Raw genomic sequence first — 22,230 nt, 5'->3', positions numbered from 1 at the left:
TAAATTTTATCTAGAACTTAGAAATGATTAAGAACATGTAATCAAAAGAAGCTTGAATAAAAACTAAAAATAATAACTCTATTTTAAGTTAGTTTTAATTTAAAATAGAAGCAAATTAAATATTAAGAATAAATAGATAATTAGTAAAACATACTACACACACTTAAAATTGACACATAACACTAGTATCCTTCAAATAATGACTAAATTATTATTTGAAGGGAGGGAGTTTGAAATCTTAGTGGGACAACCATTAAATTCAAACAATCATTATGGAAATAAAAAACATAGTAAATCAATTAGTCAAAAAATATGGAACAAGAGATCCATTTATCTTAGCCAAAGCTAGAGGAATGCGTATTTGCAAAAAAAGCTTAGGAAAAATATATGGTTATTCAAGTACCTATAAAAGAATAATGTCTATACACATCAATTCAGAATATCCAGAAGAAATACAAAGGCTTGTTTGTGCTCATGAACTAGCTTATCTATTAATGTACCCAAAATCAACTTGCCATGTAGTACTTGATTTGTCAGGAAGCAAAAATCCTGACTTTGAAAAGTATATAAAGCTATTTATGGCTCATTTGCTTATTTCTGATGAGATGCTTAAGAAGTATATAGGGGAAAAGGCTGATAGGCTGGCTGAATGTGAAGGGATTCCTTTGGAGTTGGTTCAGGTTAGATTGAATTCTTAGGATAACAAAAGAGCCATATTACTTTATATGGCTCTAATAATATCACTTTCAAAATAGTACATAATTTAATATAAGTATTTAAATTGAAAGAAGTCTTTAAAATATTTAATCCTCTATTGCAATTTTTACATGATAAAACCAAATTCCAAACTCCATTTAAATTTACTTCTGGCATTAAAGGTTGTAGCATGTGATGGAAAAAATGGTCTACATCACATAAATCTTCAGAACCTTCTATTACTGATATATCATCAAAACAATAGAAACATTTACCCTTTTGGTATCCATTTAATGCTCCTCTTGATGATGTTATATCCTTTCTTCTAAATCTATTATCTTCATCAACAAAGAATAACTTACTTTCCTCATCATACTTTACTGTTAGTAAGCTTTTTGATAAGTTTAATTCCCAAGCCTTTTCTACTAAGTTCCACCTTGATTCAACTTCATTTCTAAAGTTCTCTGAGTTTTCTAACTCTTGCAACTTAAATACTTCATCAGTTAATATTATCTTTTTACTTTGTTTAGAATAATCTTTTTCATAAAATTTCACTGGTATCTCTCCATTAGCTACCACATGAAAAGCATCTATTACATTATTAAATCCTAATTTTGCTGTTATACTAAGAAGTTCATCATATGAAACCTCACCATTATTATATCCAGTGCAAGTATCTAAAACTCTACTACTCTTACTTGTTGCTTGTTTAGGTGAATGCTTTATATGTTCACATAAATGAGCTGAAAATGGCTTTGCAAGTTCTTCTAAAGTAACTTCTGTTTTACCTTCCTTTGATAACTCTAATAATGATTTTGCTAATGCAAATTTATATGATGCTACATTTCTTCCAAATAAAATTACTGATCTCCAGTATGATTCTAAAGATGGATGTTCTTCCTGAAAAGTTATTATATCTGACACTCCTATCCCTCCATTCTATTTAATTATAATAAATTATTAACAATAAAAAAATAAAATAATCCTTGTCTAAAACAAATATTTAGACAAGGATTATACTATATTTGGTATAGACTAATAGAAACCAAATAATTTTAAATATAAAATAATTATTCTCTATTTACAATCTTTACAAATATAAACTATTATTCATTATTTTTTTTTGAATACTTCCTTTAAAACTTTTAACTGCTCACTTGTAACAAAATAATTATCCTTTTGTAAAGTAATCGGGGGAGTTTCTGATATATTCTCATTAATAAATTCATAACATATTTTTTGGCTATTCCACGTTCTTTTTCTCCACGTTTTACCATCTTTATTAAAACGTTCCGGCAAATTATTATATGTTTCTTTATTCTCTTCATTAAATTCACTTCTATTTTTATATATATGCTTTAAATTTGCTACTGTACAAATAATTCCTTTAGGAGCAAAAGCTTTAATATCCCAAAATTCTTCATGAGAAATTCCACCTAATATTTTACCTTCAATAGTTCTATTAGCAATAAGTTTATCGTATGTTAGAAATTCCTCTTTTCTCTGATTATATATCCCCCATCCAAACTCCTTATTAATAGATACTTCAACTAAAACATAACTATCTACTCTTATATTTTTCTCATTATTATTTTTATAACTATATTGACCATTATCAGTGAATCTATTAGTCTCTATCAATAGATTACTTGACCATTGCTTTACCCCTTTAATACTTACAGAATAATAATCTTCGCTATTTACTTCTCCTACTTCAAGATCAGTAGTATCCCATATACCTCTAGGTGATATGCTGAAGTCTAAATCTGTTTTTATATATAAGTTTTCATGCATATTTTTTATTATATTATTCCTAACTTCTATTTCAGCAAATTTCCCCCTAAAATCATCTCTAAAAATTTCCCAATCTTTCCTATCTTGAATTGTATCTGGATTATGGTTTCCCTTCATACCTACAGAAAATTCATAACATAATTTTTTAGCTTCTTCATGTGAAATAACCTGATCATTCTTAAGTTTTAATAAAATATCTTTCATAATACACTCCTTGTCTCACTTAACAAATTCAATATTAATACTATTTACATTTATAATACCATTAATGTAATATTAAGTAATACCAAATTGTTAAATGTTTCAAAAATCTAAGTAATATATAAGCATCAATTATATAATTTATGCTTTAATTACTAGAAAACTAAATGTATTAATATGATAAAATTAAAGCTTATTTTTAAAAATAATAATTAATTTTTTAAAAATAAGCTCATATAATTAAATCATATTACTAAAAAAACCTATATCTTTATCTTCTAATGTTCCAACTATCAACGCTCTGTCTAATAACACATTAAACTCCTCACAGCTTGTCTCTGATATTAGAGTACATGCATGACATGCTGACAAATTCAAACTCTCTCTACCTTGACCTAAACTTTCTATACAAACAGGATCTGATGAACACCACATAGCTTTTCTTACTGAATTTCTCAGAATTTTAGGTAATGTATCATATCTTCCTTGTCTAACAAGACCACCTAATGTTCCTTCCGAATCACCTGATGATGTATATATTAGTATTCCACTCATATTTTCTTCTTGTTCTTCTGTATTACAATAAATTCTCTCAGTTAAAGCGGCAGAATCATAACCACATTGGAAACTTAATTCCTTAATTAATAAATGAGCAATTGTGTGTAGTAATACATATTTAGGCGTTATATTTCTCTCTTTATTACCTAACTTTCTTTGTTTTATATTATATCTTTCATTTACCAAAGAAATTCTATGTGTAATAGCTTCACTATTTTCTACCCACTCTTCTATCTTACTATTATCAAACTCTAAAAATATCCCTTCACCTCTTGTTTCATATGCAGGATACCAATTAGTTTCTTTTTCTTTTATTGAAACAAAGTTTTTTGGAGCATCTTCTTCAAATCCACTAATCACATTCGAATCACTTGGCTCTATCCTACTAAACCCAACTAAAGCTCTAACTTCCCTCAACTTTTTTACCAACGTAACTCTGCTTATTTCTGGGATATTATATTTCTCCAAATCACTTATTAATTCTATTTTAAAATCTCTTTTATTCATACAGTCTTTAGGAATATCTCCTATTAGAGCATTATATTCTTGTAATCTATACTCTTCTCTTGAGAGAATATTATCCGATTTTTCTTTATTCAATATTCTATCTACGATTACTTCAGTAATATTCTCTTCTAAAAGTATTTCTTTAGATATTTTTTCTACATACTTCTTTATAACTTTATCTCTACCTACAGCCTCAATATAGTCACTATCTTCTAATATATCTGTTAGAGTCTTAAACATTCTACTAGCAATAACCATATCATTAAAATCATCAGAATATGGAGGTATCACCAAAGAACTTACCAATTTTGGAAAGTATATATTTAAAGCTCCTCTTTGTATTGCTCTTGGATATAATTCACATACTTCTTTTTTACCTTTCCATGGCATATTTCCTGAACACTTATATCTTCTTTTATGTTTTTCTTGCATTTGCTCAAATATATCTTTATTAAAAGCTCCTCTCATTGTTGCCTTAGCTCCACAACTTACACACTCAATTGTCAAACCTTCTAACCCCAAAGCACTTGAAGTATTTCTCATTCTTAATAAAGATTTACTACACGGCTTATTACTTTTATCATGAACCCATTCACGCCACGGGAAATCATCTATATGCCCATGCTCACAAGCTACAACTATACCAGCAGGAACCAATTGTAAATTACATTCCGAACACATTGGTGTAATCATTTCTGTTTGATTTCCTCTTCTCTTAGGTCTATATTCCTGTTCCCACTCCTTTAATGATTTAAATATTTTACAACGTGGACAAAAATACCACTGTGGAAATCTTACAAATGGTACGCCACTAAGCATATCTTTATCTGGTGGTAAACAAAATTTTTCAACTCCTAATAAAGATTCAAGTCTTTCATCATGTATTTCAATAGATTGTTTCCAAAACTCCGGTGCCGCTGCCATTAAAGTTTGCTCCTTAAAATCAACCATAGCACCAGTCCCATACGTTGATGTAGCCTGAGAAAATCTTAAGGAATATTTATTTTTATTAAGAGGTATAGTTTTCTGTATCTTACTCATTGTTATCATCTCCAAGTTCTATAATATCTACTTTTGCTTCATTATCTACATTTCTTAAAGATTGCATAGTAGGAAATGCATTAGTTTCATTTACTTCTAAAAATGGTATCAATAAATTTTTATTATATTTCTTTGATTTATAACAAACTTTATCTTCTGATGTTGCTGTCTTAACTTTATTATCCCAAATTGATATAACTTGTTCTAACTCGTTTTTTGTATCAATAATAGTATCCTTTAGTTCACTTCTATCTATATCTTCTACTCTTTTTAATATAAATTCTTTTATACCATCTAAATTTTCAATATTACAGCTAAAATCATTAGCTTCTTCATCATCTATTAACTTTAAAAGATGTCTAACCATACTTATAAATACAGCATGTAAGCCACGTTCTCTAGCTTGTTCAGAAAATGGCGTAATACTTGTTGGTTCTACATATTTATAAAATGTTTGATGATAAGGATAGAAAACTTCATAATGAGATCTATCTCTTGTTTTGGATTGATTGTATAATGTAAATACTAATCCTGGATATCTTCTTCCAACTCTACTTGAAGCTTGTATATACTCAGAAGTCTGTTTAGGTTGTCCAGTAACAACCATCACATTTAATCTAGATACATCAACCCCAACAGATATCATATTACTTGCAAGCAATACATCTATAACGTTATAATTTTTCTCTTTATTTCCTTTATAATTATTTTCTAAATTTTTAAGAATCTTAATAATCTCTGTTGACTCAATTCTACTTGTTAACTCTTTTGGGAAATTAACAAATCTCATATCATTTCCTTTAAGTAGCCTCTTCATATATCTAATATTGTTACTTGCAATATCATCAACAACTAAAGTTGATGTTTTCCCCAATTCCCTTATTGAATTAAAATATCCGACAAGAGTCCAATACTTGTCGATAATTTCATCAGTTGAATCAATAAACTTAATTCCTTCTAATATTGCTGTATAAAGTCTTATTTGAGTTGTAGTTGGAGTTTTTCCTGATGGCATAATTCCAACATATTTTCTACCATGTTTTACACTCACAGGTATTTCTTTTATAAAAAATGAATCTTCTATATTTATACCTGATGGTGGAAACTGTTCTACCTCTCTGTTAAATAACATTTTACATTGTTCTTTTGCTCTTTTTATAGTTGCAGTAGATGCTATTATTTTAGGTCTTATTCCATTTTCGTTGCATACATTGCTACACATTGCATCAATAGCAGTTTCATATAAACCAACCATACTTCCTAAGGGACCTGATATTAAATGTAACTCATCTTGTATTATTAATTCAGGTTGTTTTCTTCTACTTTTCTTATCTAATCCAAATAAATTAGAGACTTCACCATTCCATGGTAATGCTGCAAATTTATCTACAGTTCCAAATAAAAGTGTCGGTGGATTTTTATATAATTCTTCGTCAACAACTTGAATCGGTAATTTTCTAGAAAAGTCACATCTTCTCTCTGGACAGAATATTATATTTCTTTTATTATACTCATATCCCCAACTTCCTTTCTTCTTTCCATCAACATAATCAACTTCAAGTTTAGTCCCACACCAAGGACACTTTAAAACTTGGAACTTATTATTTTCTCTTTTTAAGTTTTCAAGTTCATATTCTGATGATGTAGAAGAAGTAAGCTTTTTATATAATTCTTTAGCTTTGCTATTTGTATTTGGTGTAGGTGAACCCCCTACCCATAGACCAATTGATATCTCCTCTTTTCCTAAGTCATAAATCTTAGATTCTCTTCTTATTTTTTCACAAGCACATATAAGTATAGATGCTCTTACAAATTGTTGTGCTGCTAATAATCTTAAAGTATATCTCATTATTATAGCTGTTCCATCACCATTTTTAGGATCTCTTAATCGTCTTAAAAAAATAGTAAATGCTGTTAACCCTAAATAAGCTTCTGTTTTACCTCCACCTGTTGGAATCCATATTAAATCAACTATATCTCTATCCATACTATTTGAATCACTAATACCATCTATATTCATTAGTACAAATGCTAACTGAAACGCTCTCCAACTTGCATCTCTTCTTTCTATAGATAAATAATCAATTTTACTAAATTCCTTATCTCCTGGATATCTATCAAATTCTCCTCCATTTAATTTAGAATGAGCTCTTTGCATAAGCATTGCTTTATTCATTAATAAAAAGGCATTATAAATCGTTTCATTTTCATATAAAATATCTATTCCCTTTTTCATTCTATTAAGAGCATTTTTACATTTAAGCACTTGTTCTTCAGCAACCGATTTAAATATTTCCTCTACCTCTTTACTCCTATCCTCTAGTTCATTAATCCATGCTTCATATGCTTTACAAAAATCATAAAGTAAATTTATTCTACTTTCCTTATCTCTCTCTGAAAAATCAGATAACTCAAACATAGATAATACTTCTTCGCTATTCTGTAATCCTTCTATATTAAATTCTAATTGTGGCACTTCAAAGCTAGGCATAAAGTCAGTGTATATACTACCCTTTCCTGTTTTATAATCTACATCTTGTCCAGTAGCAACACCATGTCCAACAGCATAACTTTTTTTATTTCTATAAAGTAGTTCATACACTAAATCTTCATTGTTTATTATCCCAACACCCTGTCTATTCATATATGAATGCTCAATAAAATCTATATTATTATTCTCAGTTGACACTTTAATTTCTGGTTGGAAAAAGCACTTTTTATAGTTTTTTTCTCCTGTATATTCATTTACTAGCACCACTGTATAACTAAAAATATTCTCGCCATATTCTTTCTTTAAAACGGTTATTTGGATTATGCCTTTTTCAGAATTAATATTGCAATTTTCATCAATGAAGACTCTATTTATATCTTCTTTTAATTCTACTGTTACTATTTTATTCTTTAAAAAAGGATTCCTTGTATATCCATTATTTTTTTTATTAACTGTACATAAATCTGATAATTTATATAAAATAGCAACTAATTCTTTACGTTCTTCGCTTATAGGTTTTCCTGAAACTAAATTAAGAACATCCTTTTTAGTAATATTTTTCTTTAATTTTATAAATCCATCTTCTATATAAACAAAAGATTCTAAATTGTATTCTTTAATATCCTCTACATTATTATATAAAACCATACAGTCTTTAAATGTACTTTCTCTATATGTAGCTGCACTAATGTCTAAATTAATTTTTTCAATATTACCTTTTGCAAAAAAAGTTAACCCCATTGCTGAAGGTAAAAATTGATTTGTCATTGTTATTTGTTCTTGTATTCCATCTTCAGAATAAGAATTTACTGAACTTTTAGCTTCCTCTTTAAAATTTCTTTTATTATCAACTTCAGCTTCTAAAGAATCATCCATACCTTCATTTTCATCAGCGGTGTCATTTCCACACTCATTTTCATCATATAAACTTTGTTTAGGGAATAATATACCAATAGCATATCTCTCTAAAGGCGAATCAGATATAACCTCTTTTTCTATATCACACCCTAAATCTTCTGATCCTGGGCCTAACATCTCTGCTTTACAACGGTTTATTATTTCCTCTCTAACCATTAACTCATTCTTCAAAACTATTCATTCCTTTCAGTTAATCTATTTATAAATTGTCCGCTTATTTCCTCATTAATATCTTTTATATGTGATACTTCACCAATGTAAGCATAATCATCTATGTCTTTTATTAAACTATTCACATACCTATCAATACTCTCTTCCTTAAAGTCATTCGTAACGACTGAATTTATTATAACCCTTGCTATAGCTCTACTTACTTTGCTTTGAATACTTCTAACCTGTTTACAAGAAACTATAATATTATCTATATTTTCTTGTAATTCCTTATCATCAGTAATCTCGGCAATATATCTTAAGAACTTTGTATCTCTAGGCCCAACTATATTTCCATTTATCCAATTTGATATTGTTAATGGATGTATAGCTTGTCCACATATTTTAAACTTATTTGCTATATCATGAAAGGTAAAGTCATTAACTTTCATATATTCATTTAATATATTTTTCCAAAGCATATTATTCTCAAAATATTTGTTATATTCATTTCCAAATTCTTTATTTTCAAGTAACTTTGATATAGTTTCTTTTACAATATCTGTACTTCCATTATTATTAATTACAAATATCATCTCATCTCCAAGTTCTATATGGTTTATATCTTTGGTTACTATATCATTTTTAGTTCTATCAATAATATTAACTGTATAATTTTCAGATAAAAATGCATAATTATTATCTTTAAAAACTATTAATTTTTTTGCTAAATACTTACTTACTCCATTGGTATTATTGCTATTATATACAATTTCATTTTCAATTATCCTAATGAAATTCACATCAATAGTATGATTGATATTTTCCTCTATAGAGCTTAATTTTCCTTCTTCCTCAATATCAATGTCATTACTAAAACTTTGATTTAAAGTATTTTCATTAACACCCAAATTATTTTTTTCCCATATGTCATTTAATAATTGTGCATATTCCCTTTCTTTATTTCTATATCTTTGATATTCTCTTTTACAACATATTAAAGTAACATCTTTAAATTTACTATCATTAAATATATTGTATAAATCCTGATAAAAGGGAAGTATTATATTTTCAAAATTTTCTATTTTTACTTTTCTATTAAATTTATTTATATTTATGTTATTTATTCTCTGAGCCATTAAAAAGCGTTGAAATTCTTTAATTTCAAAGTCATTTTTAACCAAAAGAGTATATCGTTCATTACTACTTTTGGCTATCTCTCTTATTAAATCAAACTTAGCATTCTTATTTGATATTATACCAATTGCTTCGTTAATTAATACAATTATCCTATTCATTAAGTCAAATTCTACTCTAGTAAAATCAAACTCATCTTTTATATCATTCATTATAGAGACTTTTTTTATCATATCTTCTTTGTTGTCAGAAGAATATCTCAATGGAATTATAGTCCCTTCTATTAAATTACTTAAATGATATGAAAGTCTAATAAACTGAAGTATAGTGCCATCTATATCGCTATAACTACAAAGTTCTTTTGTTAATAAAAGTATTCCTTTAATGCATCTATCAAATTTTTCATTTTCTTTAACAAATTTGATGCAAATATTTTTTTCAACTTTATTTTCAAATAATTCTAATGTTTTCTTTTGAACATTACTTAGATTATCTCCACTATTTAACTTTATATTTTCTAGTATATAATCTCTTGTTATAGCATAAAGTTCAAACTCATTATCATTATCTAAAAAGTATTTAATATTTTTTACATCTTCTCCACCAAAAACTACTAATTTTTCTATATTGTAATCCAATCTTATATCTCTTAGCTCAGTTTCAAGATATGATTCACAACTCTTATCCCCAAATATAAAAACATTTTTTATATTTTCATTATTCCATATTAAATCTCTAACATCACCCATTCCACAAGTTATATTAAATAATATATCTTCTTTTCTTCTATTCTTTATAAGAATACAATTTTCATCACTACTCCAGTATCCCATTGGAATTAATTCAGGTAGTGGAGTTATTTCACCATTAATTTCAATATCTATATTTTCAATTAATTCCAATACCTTTTCTTTTCCATTAAAAATCATTAAACTACTATTGTTTATACAACCACTTAAATTATCAATTCCACATCCAAATAACTTATCTATAAATAATTTTGTTATATTATTTTTAATAGTTACTCCATTAACCTTGTTAATTCTTGTTGCACTTCCATTATATATAGTTAATTGAAATGCATTTTCCTTTAATATATTGGTAATTAACTCTTTTGAATCCTTTAATTTTATATACTCTATACCATTTATGTTGTTATAACCTAAAAAAGTGTTAACCTTTCCATCATAGCAAACTTTTTGTCCCTTCTCTATAATATCTAAAATATCATTTTCTGGATCAATCATATTTTCATAATAACTATATATTCCAATTAAAATAAAAGAATAAATAGTTATTAACTCATAATCATCTATGAATATGAAATTATTCTTTTTATCACTCTTAAAAACTTTATCAATAATATCAATTAAAACCTTATCAATATCATTAAGTTTAACTTCTTTGTCAAAATATCTTATACTAAACTTTTCAAAACAATTAACGCTTAAATTTTCCATAATCTACTCCAAATCACATATTATAATTACATTATATATCATATAGTTATATTTTTTGTAAATTTTTTATCAATAAATATATAAAAGTTTATTATTTATTAATTTTTAATACTAAAATATATTTATTTAAGATAAAGTTAAAAGCTAATCTCCTGTATTGGAAATTAGCTTTTAATTTTATAATATTTAATTTCTACTAAATGAATTGATTTTCATAGGCTCCAATTCCAGAAGGCTCAATTGTATAATATAATCTTTCATTAATTATGCTATGAAAAATAGCATTTATTTCATAATCACTTGGTGCTCTGTATCCTTCTATACGAAATATATTATGCTCCCTTCTTCTAAGTATTTCTAACATCTCTTCTTCTAATCTCTCCATTAGTTCTTCATTATCTATATCTACTCTTCTTACACAAACAGAATCTATTCCAGCTGAAAGTAACATGTCATAATTAGCAAGAACCCATGGCTCTATTTCTAATACCTCTCTTAATATCCATTCACCTAAATCTGAATTTGGACAACTCATAAGCGCTTTACAGTTAGATTGACAAAGTTTAGCTATAAGTATTCTTTCATTAGGTAATATTAATGCAAAGTGAGTATCTCTTTCTGGGAAAAATTCTGGTAAATCTGTATGAATTTTTTTAGGAATTGGAATATAAACTTCATTAAAATTTCTAGGTCTGCCATCCGCATTCCAGTGGTTTAAACCACTTCTTTCTTGTACATGTCTTCCTCCTTGATTTGAATACAAAGGTAAGTATCTCATAATTTTCTCTCCTTTTTTTTCTATTTTTTATATTTTTAGTATATATAATTTTAAATTTAATGTGAACGGTCTATAGAACGTTTATAAAAAAAATAAAAAATATTATAATGTACGAAAAGCAACATAAGAAAGCAACATTGCATTTCAGCTTTCATTTTCTAATATTTAGGAGGATATATTATGATACTAAAACCAGTAAGAAAATCGGAACTCATGGAAATCTTTGATGAAACATCACTAGATGTACTAAGATTTTATATTAAAAAAGCTATGCTATCCCAACCCGAAATTTTAATTGGACAAGACCCTTTGTCAGTTCAAGTTCCAAAAGAACATATAGAACAATGGATAGTTCAAGCTATAGGTGGAAAACCTGTTGGAGCAGGAAGTTATCCTGTAGATATAATTCATGGGAAATATGGAATAGATGTTAAAATGCTAGCAGCTAAAACCACTAAAAATGGAGAATTAGCAAACTCAGACTCTGGCGAAACATCTCTAGCACAAAAATTTACTGAATCAGGAGTAGCTTTAGATGAAATGTTTAAAGAACGTAAGTACGGTGATATTGTAGATGGGTGGAAGGATATACTTTTTAATAAGTTAAATAGAGTTTGTAAAGAACAATCATTAGAAAAAATCTATTACTTCTTTATTCTTAGATCCGAAAAGAATTTCCATTTATGTGCAACTTCTGTAGATATTAATGAAATTAATAATATGGATGTACTAAGGGGTACTGATTCAAGTGTATTTGTCAGTGGCCTTATCGATGAAAGATTTGGAAACGGGAAAATATATAAAGCAAAAAAAAGATTGGAACTTAGATTAAAACCAAAGTACTGGTATGAAGCTGGTTATACTCTTGACTTCGATTTAGATTTTATAATCCCAGCTAAAAATATAAGAAACTTAATAAAAGAAGGGTCTTTAGAAGAATATTCTAGAGAATTATATAAATTCTTAATAAATGAGTAATTACAAGAATCATAATAACACTAAAAAATCTAAGTTTCAAAAAAAATTTGATGAAAAACTAGGGATACTTATTATGAAGAAAAGACTTGAAATCAAAAGTAAAAGAACTGATATTTTACCTGAAAATTTATATTTAGGTGAGTATTCTATACTGCCAAGTATTGATTATTACGGAAGAATAGAACGTGGAGAAAAGTCTATATCATTGTTTAAATTTTTAATTATTGTAGATCGACTAAATGATGCTATTGAAAATTATAATAAAGCAAATAACACTTCAATAGAAAAAATCAACCTGAGTCAATGTTTACAACAAATGGAGGGATATTTAAATGAAAATATATAACAATAATTATACAGTCACTAAAAAAGTACCCTTTGATGGAATTGAATTTAATAAATCTACTTATGTAAAAGAAGCATTTGACTTTGCTTATGATATGAGTTTTGGTGGTAAAGGAAGGCATAGAGACCATAGAAGTGGTGGACAAGAAAACAGGAAAAATGGACAAATCTTCGTAAATACATTCCAAGGAAAGTTAGCAGAACTAGGTTTTTATAACACATTTATCAATAATGGATTTGACATATCCTATCCTGATTTAGAAACCTATGATTTAGGTTCTTGGGATAGTGCTGATTTCGAAGTAAAAAAAGATAATAAAACATTTTTATTTTCCATAAAATCCACAAAATCTTATGGAAACTTAATGCTCCTAGAGACTAAAGATTTTAATATATTAGGTGAATATATACCTAACAAAGAAAAGGGAAAATGTAAATATGATATATTTGCATTAGTTAGAATTAAGCCTGATGCTGAATCTATCCTTAAGTCACACAAGCAATTATATTGTGACACTATTGATAAGAAAGATTTAGAAAATATGATACTAAATGAAAAATGGAAATATGACCTTCCTGGTTATATAAAAAATGAAGATTTAGTTAAATCAATAAAATCTAGAAAAATAATTCCTCAAAATTCACTTCTAAATACTAAGACAAAAATGGATGCAGAAAACTATTATATAGAAACTGGAACTATGAGAAAATTTAAAATCAAATAGAACTAATTAGTTCACTTTTAAATTAATATATAAAAAAGCTGACTTATGTACTAATTAGTCAGCTTTTTAATTATTACTATAATAAAATTTAAAAACTAATGATATATTATACTATATTTATTTCAATGATTTTAATATTTCTTCTGCTATTAATCTTATAACTGGAACTGAAACAGCATTTCCAGATTGTTTATAAAGTTGACTTTCTGGATAGTTTCTATTATTAAATTTCTCTGGGAACTCATACCCATCTCCAACAGGAAACCCTTGTAATTTAAATGTTTCTTTAGGTGTAAGCTTTCTTATACCATCTTTCACTTTAATAAGTGGAACATTATGACCACCGGTACCCATATTAGCAGTTAGGGTTGGGCATACATTACTCATATTCTTTCTTACATACATCCCTCTTCTTACTTGATAAAATTGATTTTCTTCAACAATATCTTCAACAAGATTTATTCTTACTGCTCTTCTTTCTTCCTCTGGAGTCTTTAAGTATTCTGCTTTCTCTATAAAGTAATTAGGATATTTATCTTTAGTGTAGTAATACTTAAGATGTTCTTCTTTATTTACACTATTATCTAATATGTTTTTTATATCACTAATTCTTTCATTAGGAGTTTTAGATATAAAATAATCATTTATATTTTCAAACATAGTGAATCTATTTGCTTCCTCTTTATCTAAGAAACCAACAATATATATTCTTTCTCTATTTTGAGGTAAATGTGAAAAGTTCATAGTATTTAATACTTGCTCTTTTATTGTATATCCTGCTTTTTCAAGTTCACTTTTTATAACTTTATATGTATTTCCAGAATCATGACTCATTAAGTTTTTAACATTTTCTAAAAGTAAAACTCTAGGTTTTCCATGTAAAGGTTCAAGCATTTTTATTAAATCTATTACACTCCAGAAAAGATTTCCTCTATGGTCTTCAAATCCTTTTCTCTGTCCAGCTATACTAAATGCTTGACATGGAAATCCTCCATTTAAAACATCTATTCTATGACTTAATATTTGCTTTTTCTTCTCTTCATATAATGGTTTTTCTAGATAACACTTTTCAACTAATTTTCTAAATTTATCTTTTTCATTTTCATCTTTAGCACTCGCCATTAATTCTATAAATTTTTCTTTTTCATTTTCAATTATATTAGGATCTAAAATCTTTTCTATATCCCCAACTATTAATTCATGTTCAAAATTATTATTATATGTTGTTGCTGCATGTTCATCCATTTCATTAGCCCATACTAATTCATATCCTAAGCCCTTATACTGAGCCTGCTCAAATCCTAAACATATTCCTCCAACACCAGCAAATAAACTTCCTACTTTTAATTTTTTCATAAATAATTATGTCCGCCTTTCTTTCTCTACCCCATATCTTTTAAAAGTTAATTATATCATAGGTATTTATTTTAGTTAATAGAAAAAGCAGCTTTACGCCGCTTTTTTATTATATCCAAATTATTCAATTTTAATCTACAACTTAAATATTTCTTTTCCATTAACATATTGAAAAAATTGTGGAGGGTAGAAGTTTTCTATATATAACCTCGGATCAATAGGCTTTTCTAACCATTTAAAATTACCAACTTCCAATGCATACACTAAATTTTTCCCTTTAAAGTATTTCATAAGACTATCTTTTGTGCTACCAGAATCTTGTCCACATCTACTCCAAATTTCATATGGACTTCCTTCTATAACCTGTATTACATCAAATGTCGCTACTATCTTTTTAATTGGTACAGTTGCATATACATATACTTTTCTTACTGTTTTATCTTTATAAATACTTCTTCTAAACTCAAACTTTTTAACTCCAGAAGCCATCTTTTCAATATTTTTAGGATAAAGCGCTAATATTATATCCATTTTAATCCCCTATCAATTCATTAAAATATAGCTCACTAAATCTCTATTATTCTGTCTGATTCTATCTTGAAAGTTTCTTTTGATATATACTTTTCTTCTAATATAAGTCCATTAAAAATACTAAATCTTGGTCTTCTATTTTGTGCTTTTTGATCAGCTACTGTTTCTGAACTATTTACATAAAAATTATTTACATCATCTGTATCTATTTCATAAACATCAAATGTTCCGTCCCAATTTCCTTCTCTAAAGAAATCGACAAAAAATATTCTATCCCACTCTGATCTAGGTCCAAAAGAAGTTAAATCTGGTAAAACACTACATGCTTTAACTTGTATTCTATTCTTATGTCGTTCTCCATTTAAATCATAACAATCAAATGATGAGTTAGCTCCACTTATACTCTTAGTTACCCTACACATATTCTTTGCTAAACAAAATGCTGTTTCTGATAGACCTTCTGGTAAATTAACAGATCTAGCATTAACTTTATTTAGGTTCATACTTAAATGTCTCCAACCATCGTATATTTCTTTTAATGTTGTTATATCCTTAGGCTCAAACTCTAATACTTGACTTTGAAAATCACCTTCTGGTAATAAAAGATCTATTTCTTTAGTCTTCATAAAAAAAACTCCTTAATTTAATTAAATGTACTCAATTGAAATATCTGTTGTTGATGTCCAAGTTACTCTAACTTGTCCCCCAACAACAGCATTACAATTAGCAAACCAATTTCCTATCGCTTGTAAACTACCATTACCTTGAAGATTCTTTGCATAGATATCTCCTCTTTCTGATGATCCACACATTTTTACTTGTCCACAAAATAATCCGTCACTAGAAGTACAATTAAATACATTTGTACCTAAAATATCTTGTCTATTTGTATAATTACTATTATATATTCCAAATACTACTGCAGCTCTTCTTGGAATAGGTATATATCCCTCTCCATAAACATATCCTCTTGAATTGGTATATCTATGTGTTCCCCAATTCAAGTGAGTTCGTCCCAAAGTCACAGTAAATGAATCACCTCGTCTAGGCATTATCATCATCCTCTCTATCTATCTTATATTAACAATTATATCATATTATTAACAATATTTACATATTATTATTTTTTCTAAACTATTTGAAATTTCTTCCCATCTATATGTAAAATTTAATGTAGTAACACCTATTTTTTTGAAATTAATACCAAAATTTATATTAATATCATTGTTTACTGTTGGATATAATAACATCCCCTTAACTTCACCATCAAAATCACTATTATTTACATAAGTCAATATCTGATACAGATGGCTTGTCCTTATTTTCTTTCTGCTTCCCCATCCACTTGAAACTAAAGCTTCTTCATAATATTTCGCATCTATTATTAACTGAGTTTTTTCAACCTTATTTTCTATCACAATATCAGTTCTCATTTCTGGAAGTAGTTCTAGAGCTTCATCACTTACTTCTCCTGTAAGTTTCCACCTTATCTTCGGAGAATGTACTTTATATACTTTTTTATCTAAATGCACCTTATAAAAATTAAGAATAAACTTCTCATAAAGCTTTGCCATTTGATTTTCTTTTATAAATCCTGCAAAAGTAAAATCTCCATTTTCTTCATTAGTTATTAACCCTTCATATAAAAGTTGACTTATGTTAATCAAAACTTTGTAATGATTATTATGTTTATTATATCTAAGAGAAGAAAATAGCTCTTTTCTTAACTTAATTTCATTTATATCTGAAAAGTACACCCTTAACTTAATAAGCTTTTCTCTTAATCCCTTATCTAAATTTGGTGCTTTCAAAAATAAATTTAATGTTGTTTTTAATATTTGATTCAACCTTATATCTTTAGAAAATTCATCAAACTCACAAATTAACTTATTAGAAAACAAAGTTTGTCCTTTTATTGATGATGATACATTTATTTTCCCTCTCAATGTAGAAAGTGCTTCTTCATTTCTCAAATAATATTTATTAAAGCCTCGCTTTGTAAGACTCTCCAGCTCTTTTATATACATTTTACATAGAAGATTATAAATATTATCAAACTCCTCATTTCCTAAAGAGACCTCTTCTGACTTGTCCACCATTTCCCAAGCATAACAGAGCATATAATATATATTTTTAATTGGTATCTTTGATATTCCCTCCATATCCTATCCTCTTAGTAAGTCCTCAATATAATTGTCTGCCTTATCTTCCTCATCAAACCAATACTCTCTTAATAAAGGATCAATCTCATATCTTATAATCTCTTCATACCAATTATCATTATCCTCATAATTACAAAAATAACTATGACCTATTCTAAATCCTTTACCTAAAGTCCTATCACTCTCTATTTCCTTATTAACCTCTCCAATTCTATATACAATCTTATTAACTAAATCTTCATTGGCCCCTTGTGAAATAAGATATCTTTTAAATGAATTAGTTCCAAAAGCAGGATTTAACTCAACAAAACAAAACCTTCTTCTTAATGCATAATCTATAATTGCTAAACTTCTATCAGCAGTATTCATCATACCTATTATGTATAAATTACTTGGAACAGAAAATTCTTCATTGGAATATGTAAGAGCTAACTTTTCACCACGCTTATCACTTTCTATAAGCATAAGTAATTCACCAAAAATCTTACTCATATTACCACGATTTATCTCATCTATAATAAAGTAAAAGTCCTTATTAGGCTCACTAGAAGCTTTCATACAAAACTCATAAAAAGGCCCATATTTAAGTTCAAATCCATTTTCACTTGGTCTATATCCCATTACAAAATCTTCATAAGAATAGCTTTGATGAAATTGCACCATCTTAACCCTACTATAATCTTTTTCTCCCATAATAGAATATGCTAACCTCTTAGCAGCAAATGTCTTTCCAACTCCTGGTGCTCCTTGAAGAATTAAATTCTTCTTTCTCTTTAAAATATCTTTCATAGTTTCATATTCTTTATCACTTATAAAAACATCATTTAAAAAATCAAATTTTGTATATAAATTTTTTACTTGTTCTATTGTTTCTTTTTCTATATTATTATTTTCATTGTTTTCTTCATTAATATCTACTCTTAAATTGAGAAACTCTTTATATTTTAATATTCCTGCTGATAATCTGCCCTTACTATATTTTTCATTTACTTCATAAAAATTCTTAGAATTTCTTATTTTTTTTTCTGCTTCTATCAATACATTTAAGTCACTTATATAGAATAAATTTTTATAATTCAACTCCAAACCTTCCAAATCATAACATGCCTTTTTTAAAGCTAGCGCATAGCCAGTTATAGTACTATAAGAGTAACCTTTCTCTTTATCATCTTCTGTATTTTTCTTAGGCTTTACTTGGTTATTCATCCATTCTTTAAATTTTTTTTCGTTCTCTGTAGATTTATTATTAATCTTTTCTATTTTTCCCATTTAAAATCTCTCCCAATTTAACTAAATTCTTAATTTTATTTTTGTAATAAAATAACTCCATATTTTATAATTTTACCATAAAAAGAGCATACTAAATTAATAGTACGCTCTTAGCTCTAATCTTCTAATTCAAATATTTTATTTAATTTTCTGCCCATTCTTTCAATTAATCCAACAACTAATGCATTTCCCATACAGAAATATCTAAACTTCTGAGTCATTCCTGTATTAGTCCATTCATCATCAAATCCATTTAGTCTTTCACACTCTACCGGTGTTAATACTCTTAATCTATTTGTTTGTGGATCTCTAACTACATGAGTACTTCTGTTTATACTTGCCTCACTTGTTAGCATTGTTCTTGCAGGTAATTCTAAGTTATCTGGGAATCCAACTGCTCCCTCTCTATAGATATACTCAAAACCTTCTTTAGTTGTTCTTGGCTCTGCCTTAGCCCCTTTCATATAAGTCCATCTATCTAATTCTTCTCCTAAATAGAACTCTTCACTTACATCTTTTTGAAGTATTTCTCCAAGTGTAATTGGCTCTTGACTTTGTGGAGTATATCTAGTTGTGTATATCTTATCATTTATTAAGACACCTGACTCTTGGAATCTAAATGAAAAATGGTCTGATACTTCAAGTATATCTTGATCTAAGACTTTTTCATCTTCACTATATATAGTTTCTATTGGAAATGGCTCTGCAAAGAAACCATTCTCTCTTATGTAAGCTTCCATGAATCCTTCATTGTCTAATCCTTGAGTTACTCTTTCACAATAATTAGTATCATGTTTATAAGCAAATATAAATACTCTTCTTCTTCTTTGAGAGAATCCATAATCTGCTGCATTTATAACTCTCCACTCAACGTTATATCCTAAATCTCTAAAGCAAGTTAACATTACTCCAAAATCTCTTCCTCTTTGCTTTGCAGGAGATTTTAATAATCTATCAACATTCTCTAAAAGAACAAATGGTGGCATGTCTCTCTCTAAGAACTTTCTTATCTCCCACCATAAAACTCCCTTTTTACCTTCTATTCCTTTTGATTTTGTAGCAGCTACTGAATAATCTTGGCATGGAAAACCACCTACAAGCAAATTATACTTTGGAAGTCCAAAAGCCTCTGGATTTTCGTTTACTAAAGCTATATCTTCATTAACAGCATTTGTCTCTGGAAAATGCTCTGCATAACATTCATATGCATGCTGTACCTTTCTTGAAGGTTCCCATTGATTCGCCCAAAGAACCTCCCAGTCTGCTGATGATTTGCTTAATCCAAGGTGAAATCCACCAACACCAGCAAACAGTTCACATACAGTTTTTTCTATCGCCATTATATGCACCTCAATCTAATTCGTCTCTTTGTCACTAATTAATTATACATAACATTTTGATAAATTCAAAGGGGAACTTACTCTTCTTTAATTATGTTAATATTAGTAAAAATTTATTCAAAGTGCATATTGTAGCAATACTATTTCATTGTTTTCTTTCAAATTATTTTAAATACTCTATTTACCTATAATTAATTTAATTTAAAAATAATTCTATAGTATAATATGGTTATAATTACTATTTAAATATAAATTACCAAAAGATTATTATATCTTTTTAATATATTAACAAGGAGAAGATTATGTCAACAAAACTGTATGATGAGACAAGCCCTATAAGTATAGAAAATTATGCTCAAAAACTTATAGGAAAAACATTTAATGATGTTTTAGAGGATTATGCAAAGTATGAATCTGAACTTTTAGTAAGTGAAGAAAAAGATGAATATGCAGAGAATCATGAAAATAAAAAAAGAAAAGGTGGACTAGGTGATCTTATAGAAGAATGCTATTTCCACTATAAGTGTAATAATGATTCTAGACCTGATTTTCCTGATGCAGGGGTAGAGCTTAAAGTAACCCCATATAAAATAAATAAAAATAAGTCTCTTGCTGCTAAGGAGCGCTTAATCATAACTATGATTGATTATTTCAAAGTTGTTGAAGAAGACTTTGAAAATAGCCATCTTTTGGCTAAGTCTAACCTTATTTTATTAGTGTACTACTTATATTCTAAAGAAATAAAGAATAGATTAGACTACCCAATAAATTACGTTAAATTATTTACTCCTCCGGAAGAAGACTTAGAAATAATCAAAAATGACTTTAAAATAATTATAGATAAAATTAAGGCAGGTAAAGCTCATGAGCTTTCAGAAGGAGATACAATGTATCTTGGTGCTGCCACTAAATCAGCCTCTTCTTCTAATAGACGTAGACAACCTTTTTCAGATATTCCTGCTAAGCCTAGAGCTTTTTCATTTAAAACATCTTATATGACTTATGTTCTTAATAACTTTGTAATTCCAAATAAAACAACTTATGAACCAATCATTAAAGATGTAAATGAACTTAAATCTAAAACTTTTGAAGAAATCATAATCAATAAAATTAATTCCTATGCAGGAAAAACTGATGAAGAGCTTTGCGAAATATTTGACAGAGAATATAACAACAATAAAGCTCAATGGATTGAACTAGCTTATCGTATGCTAGGAATAAAATCTAACAAGGCAGAAGAATTTGAAAAAGCTAATATAACAGTAAAAGCTTTAAGAATTGAAGAAAAAAATAAAATAGTCGAAAGTAGCCCTCTTCCACCATTTAAGTTTAAAGAGCTTACAGAAGAAACTTGGGAAGAATCAAAACTCTTTAACTATCTTGATCAGCAGAAATTCTTATTTGTAGTTTATAAAAAATATGGTAATAGATATGTTCTAAAAGGTGCTCAGCTTTGGAATATACCTTATGATGATTTAAACACTAATGTACGTGAAGGTTGGGAAAACATAAAAAACATTATAATAGAAGGAATTCAGTTTATTTCTAAAACTGATAAGAATGGTAAGGTAACCTATGGTAATAACTTACCTAAAAAATCAGCTAATGAAATAATCCATATAAGACCTCATGCTCAAAAAGGTGCATATAAATTTGAAAATGGAACTGAAATCGGTAATATCTCAAGAGATGCTAATGAATTACCAGATGGAAGATACATGACAAATCAAAGCTTCTGGCTAAATAACACATATCTATTAAGTAAATTAAATGAATCTTTATTAAAATAATCT

Annotated in this window: 18 protein-coding genes; 5 read left to right on the top strand and 13 right to left on the bottom strand. The window is 27.6% G+C overall.

Annotated features, from left to right (window positions below; all coding sequences use genetic code 11):
- Window positions 1-272 precede the first annotated feature (272 nt).
- A complete protein-coding gene (locus ACQZHJ_RS06490) occupies window positions 273-698 on the top strand; it encodes an ImmA/IrrE family metallo-endopeptidase (RefSeq protein ID WP_430484730.1) in 426 nt (141 codons plus the stop codon).
- Here ACQZHJ_RS06490 and ACQZHJ_RS06485 read toward each other — a convergent pair.
- The 6 genes from ACQZHJ_RS06485 to ACQZHJ_RS06460 form a co-directional block, all read right to left on the bottom strand.
- Window positions 682-1,620, bottom strand: a complete 939-nt coding sequence (locus ACQZHJ_RS06485; protein WP_430484729.1) for an HNH endonuclease — start codon at window positions 1,618-1,620, stop codon at window positions 682-684. The genes ACQZHJ_RS06490 and ACQZHJ_RS06485 overlap by 17 nt on opposite strands.
- A 189-nt stretch (window positions 1,621-1,809) precedes the next feature.
- Window positions 1,810-2,694 carry a hypothetical protein gene (locus tag ACQZHJ_RS06480; RefSeq protein ID WP_430484728.1) on the bottom strand — a complete coding sequence of 295 codons (885 nt, stop codon included), beginning with the start codon at window positions 2,692-2,694 and terminating at the stop codon, window positions 1,810-1,812.
- Window positions 2,695-2,931: 237 nt separating this feature from the next.
- The gene (gene drmB, locus ACQZHJ_RS06475) at window positions 2,932-4,797 is read right to left on the bottom strand and encodes a DrmB family protein (protein WP_430484727.1); all 1,866 of its coding nucleotides are present in this window, start codon (window positions 4,795-4,797) and stop codon (window positions 2,932-2,934) included.
- The gene (locus ACQZHJ_RS06470) at window positions 4,790-8,377 is read right to left on the bottom strand and encodes a helicase-related protein (RefSeq protein ID WP_430484726.1); all 3,588 of its coding nucleotides are present in this window, start codon (window positions 8,375-8,377) and stop codon (window positions 4,790-4,792) included. The genes drmB and ACQZHJ_RS06470 overlap by 8 nt, the downstream gene beginning before the upstream one ends.
- Before the next feature lie 2 nt (window positions 8,378-8,379).
- Entirely contained in the window at window positions 8,380-10,953 is a 2,574-nt protein-coding gene (locus ACQZHJ_RS06465; protein ID WP_430484725.1) for a DrmE family protein, read from the bottom strand.
- Window positions 10,954-11,149: 196 nt separating this feature from the next.
- Window positions 11,150-11,731, bottom strand: a complete 582-nt coding sequence (locus tag ACQZHJ_RS06460; protein ID WP_430484724.1) for a hypothetical protein — start codon at window positions 11,729-11,731, stop codon at window positions 11,150-11,152.
- Between the two features lie 180 nt (window positions 11,732-11,911).
- On the opposite strand from ACQZHJ_RS06460, the gene ACQZHJ_RS06455 reads away from it, so the two are divergent.
- From ACQZHJ_RS06455 to ACQZHJ_RS06445, 3 genes are read left to right on the top strand one after another with little or no spacing between them, the layout of a single operon-like run.
- Window positions 11,912-12,709, top strand: a complete 798-nt coding sequence (locus ACQZHJ_RS06455) for a hypothetical protein (protein ID WP_430484723.1) — start codon at window positions 11,912-11,914, stop codon at window positions 12,707-12,709.
- Window positions 12,702-13,055: a hypothetical protein gene (locus tag ACQZHJ_RS06450; protein WP_430484722.1), complete on the top strand. Its 354-nt coding sequence runs from the start codon at window positions 12,702-12,704 to the stop codon at window positions 13,053-13,055. Before ACQZHJ_RS06455 ends, ACQZHJ_RS06450 begins: the two co-directional genes overlap by 8 nt.
- A complete protein-coding gene (locus tag ACQZHJ_RS06445) occupies window positions 13,042-13,779 on the top strand; it encodes a hypothetical protein (RefSeq protein WP_430484721.1) in 738 nt (245 codons plus the stop codon). The genes ACQZHJ_RS06450 and ACQZHJ_RS06445 overlap by 14 nt, the downstream gene beginning before the upstream one ends.
- A 117-nt stretch (window positions 13,780-13,896) precedes the next feature.
- Here ACQZHJ_RS06445 and dcm (ACQZHJ_RS06440) read toward each other — a convergent pair whose 3' ends face one another.
- From dcm (ACQZHJ_RS06440) to dcm (ACQZHJ_RS06410), 7 genes are all read right to left on the bottom strand, one after another.
- The gene (gene dcm, locus ACQZHJ_RS06440) at window positions 13,897-15,135 is read right to left on the bottom strand and encodes a DNA (cytosine-5-)-methyltransferase (RefSeq protein WP_430484720.1); all 1,239 of its coding nucleotides are present in this window, start codon (window positions 15,133-15,135) and stop codon (window positions 13,897-13,899) included.
- A 135-nt stretch (window positions 15,136-15,270) separates the two neighbouring features.
- Window positions 15,271-15,666, bottom strand: a complete 396-nt coding sequence (locus ACQZHJ_RS06435) for a hypothetical protein (protein WP_430484719.1) — start codon at window positions 15,664-15,666, stop codon at window positions 15,271-15,273.
- A 35-nt stretch (window positions 15,667-15,701) separates the two neighbouring features.
- Window positions 15,702-16,292: a Bsp6I family type II restriction endonuclease gene (locus tag ACQZHJ_RS06430; protein WP_430484718.1), complete on the bottom strand. Its 591-nt coding sequence runs from the start codon at window positions 16,290-16,292 to the stop codon at window positions 15,702-15,704.
- 21 nt (window positions 16,293-16,313) lie between these two features.
- Window positions 16,314-16,718 carry a hypothetical protein gene (locus ACQZHJ_RS06425; RefSeq protein WP_430484717.1) on the bottom strand — a complete coding sequence of 135 codons (405 nt, stop codon included), beginning with the start codon at window positions 16,716-16,718 and terminating at the stop codon, window positions 16,314-16,316.
- 48 nt (window positions 16,719-16,766) lie between these two features.
- Complete coding sequence (gene mcrC / locus ACQZHJ_RS06420; protein ID WP_430484716.1) at window positions 16,767-17,828, bottom strand: 5-methylcytosine-specific restriction endonuclease system specificity protein McrC; 1,062 nt, start codon at window positions 17,826-17,828, stop codon at window positions 16,767-16,769.
- Between the two features lie 3 nt (window positions 17,829-17,831).
- Entirely contained in the window at window positions 17,832-19,097 is a 1,266-nt protein-coding gene (locus ACQZHJ_RS06415) for an AAA family ATPase (RefSeq protein ID WP_430484715.1), read from the bottom strand.
- A gap of 116 nt (window positions 19,098-19,213) precedes the next feature.
- A complete protein-coding gene (dcm, locus tag ACQZHJ_RS06410; RefSeq protein WP_430484714.1) occupies window positions 19,214-20,437 on the bottom strand; it encodes a DNA (cytosine-5-)-methyltransferase in 1,224 nt (407 codons plus the stop codon).
- Window positions 20,438-20,739: 302 nt separating this feature from the next.
- Here dcm (ACQZHJ_RS06410) and ACQZHJ_RS06405 point away from each other — a divergent pair, with 302 nt between their 5' ends.
- Complete coding sequence (locus ACQZHJ_RS06405) at window positions 20,740-22,227, top strand: Sau3AI family type II restriction endonuclease (protein WP_430484713.1); 1,488 nt, start codon at window positions 20,740-20,742, stop codon at window positions 22,225-22,227.
- The last annotated feature ends 3 nt before the right edge of the window (window positions 22,228-22,230 follow it).

Origin of the sequence: Clostridium sp. B9 (assembly GCF_050509515.1) — a bacterium.
Taxonomy (GTDB): domain Bacteria; phylum Bacillota; class Clostridia; order Clostridiales; family Clostridiaceae; genus Sarcina.
This window is presented reverse-complemented; position numbering and strand designations above follow the sequence as displayed.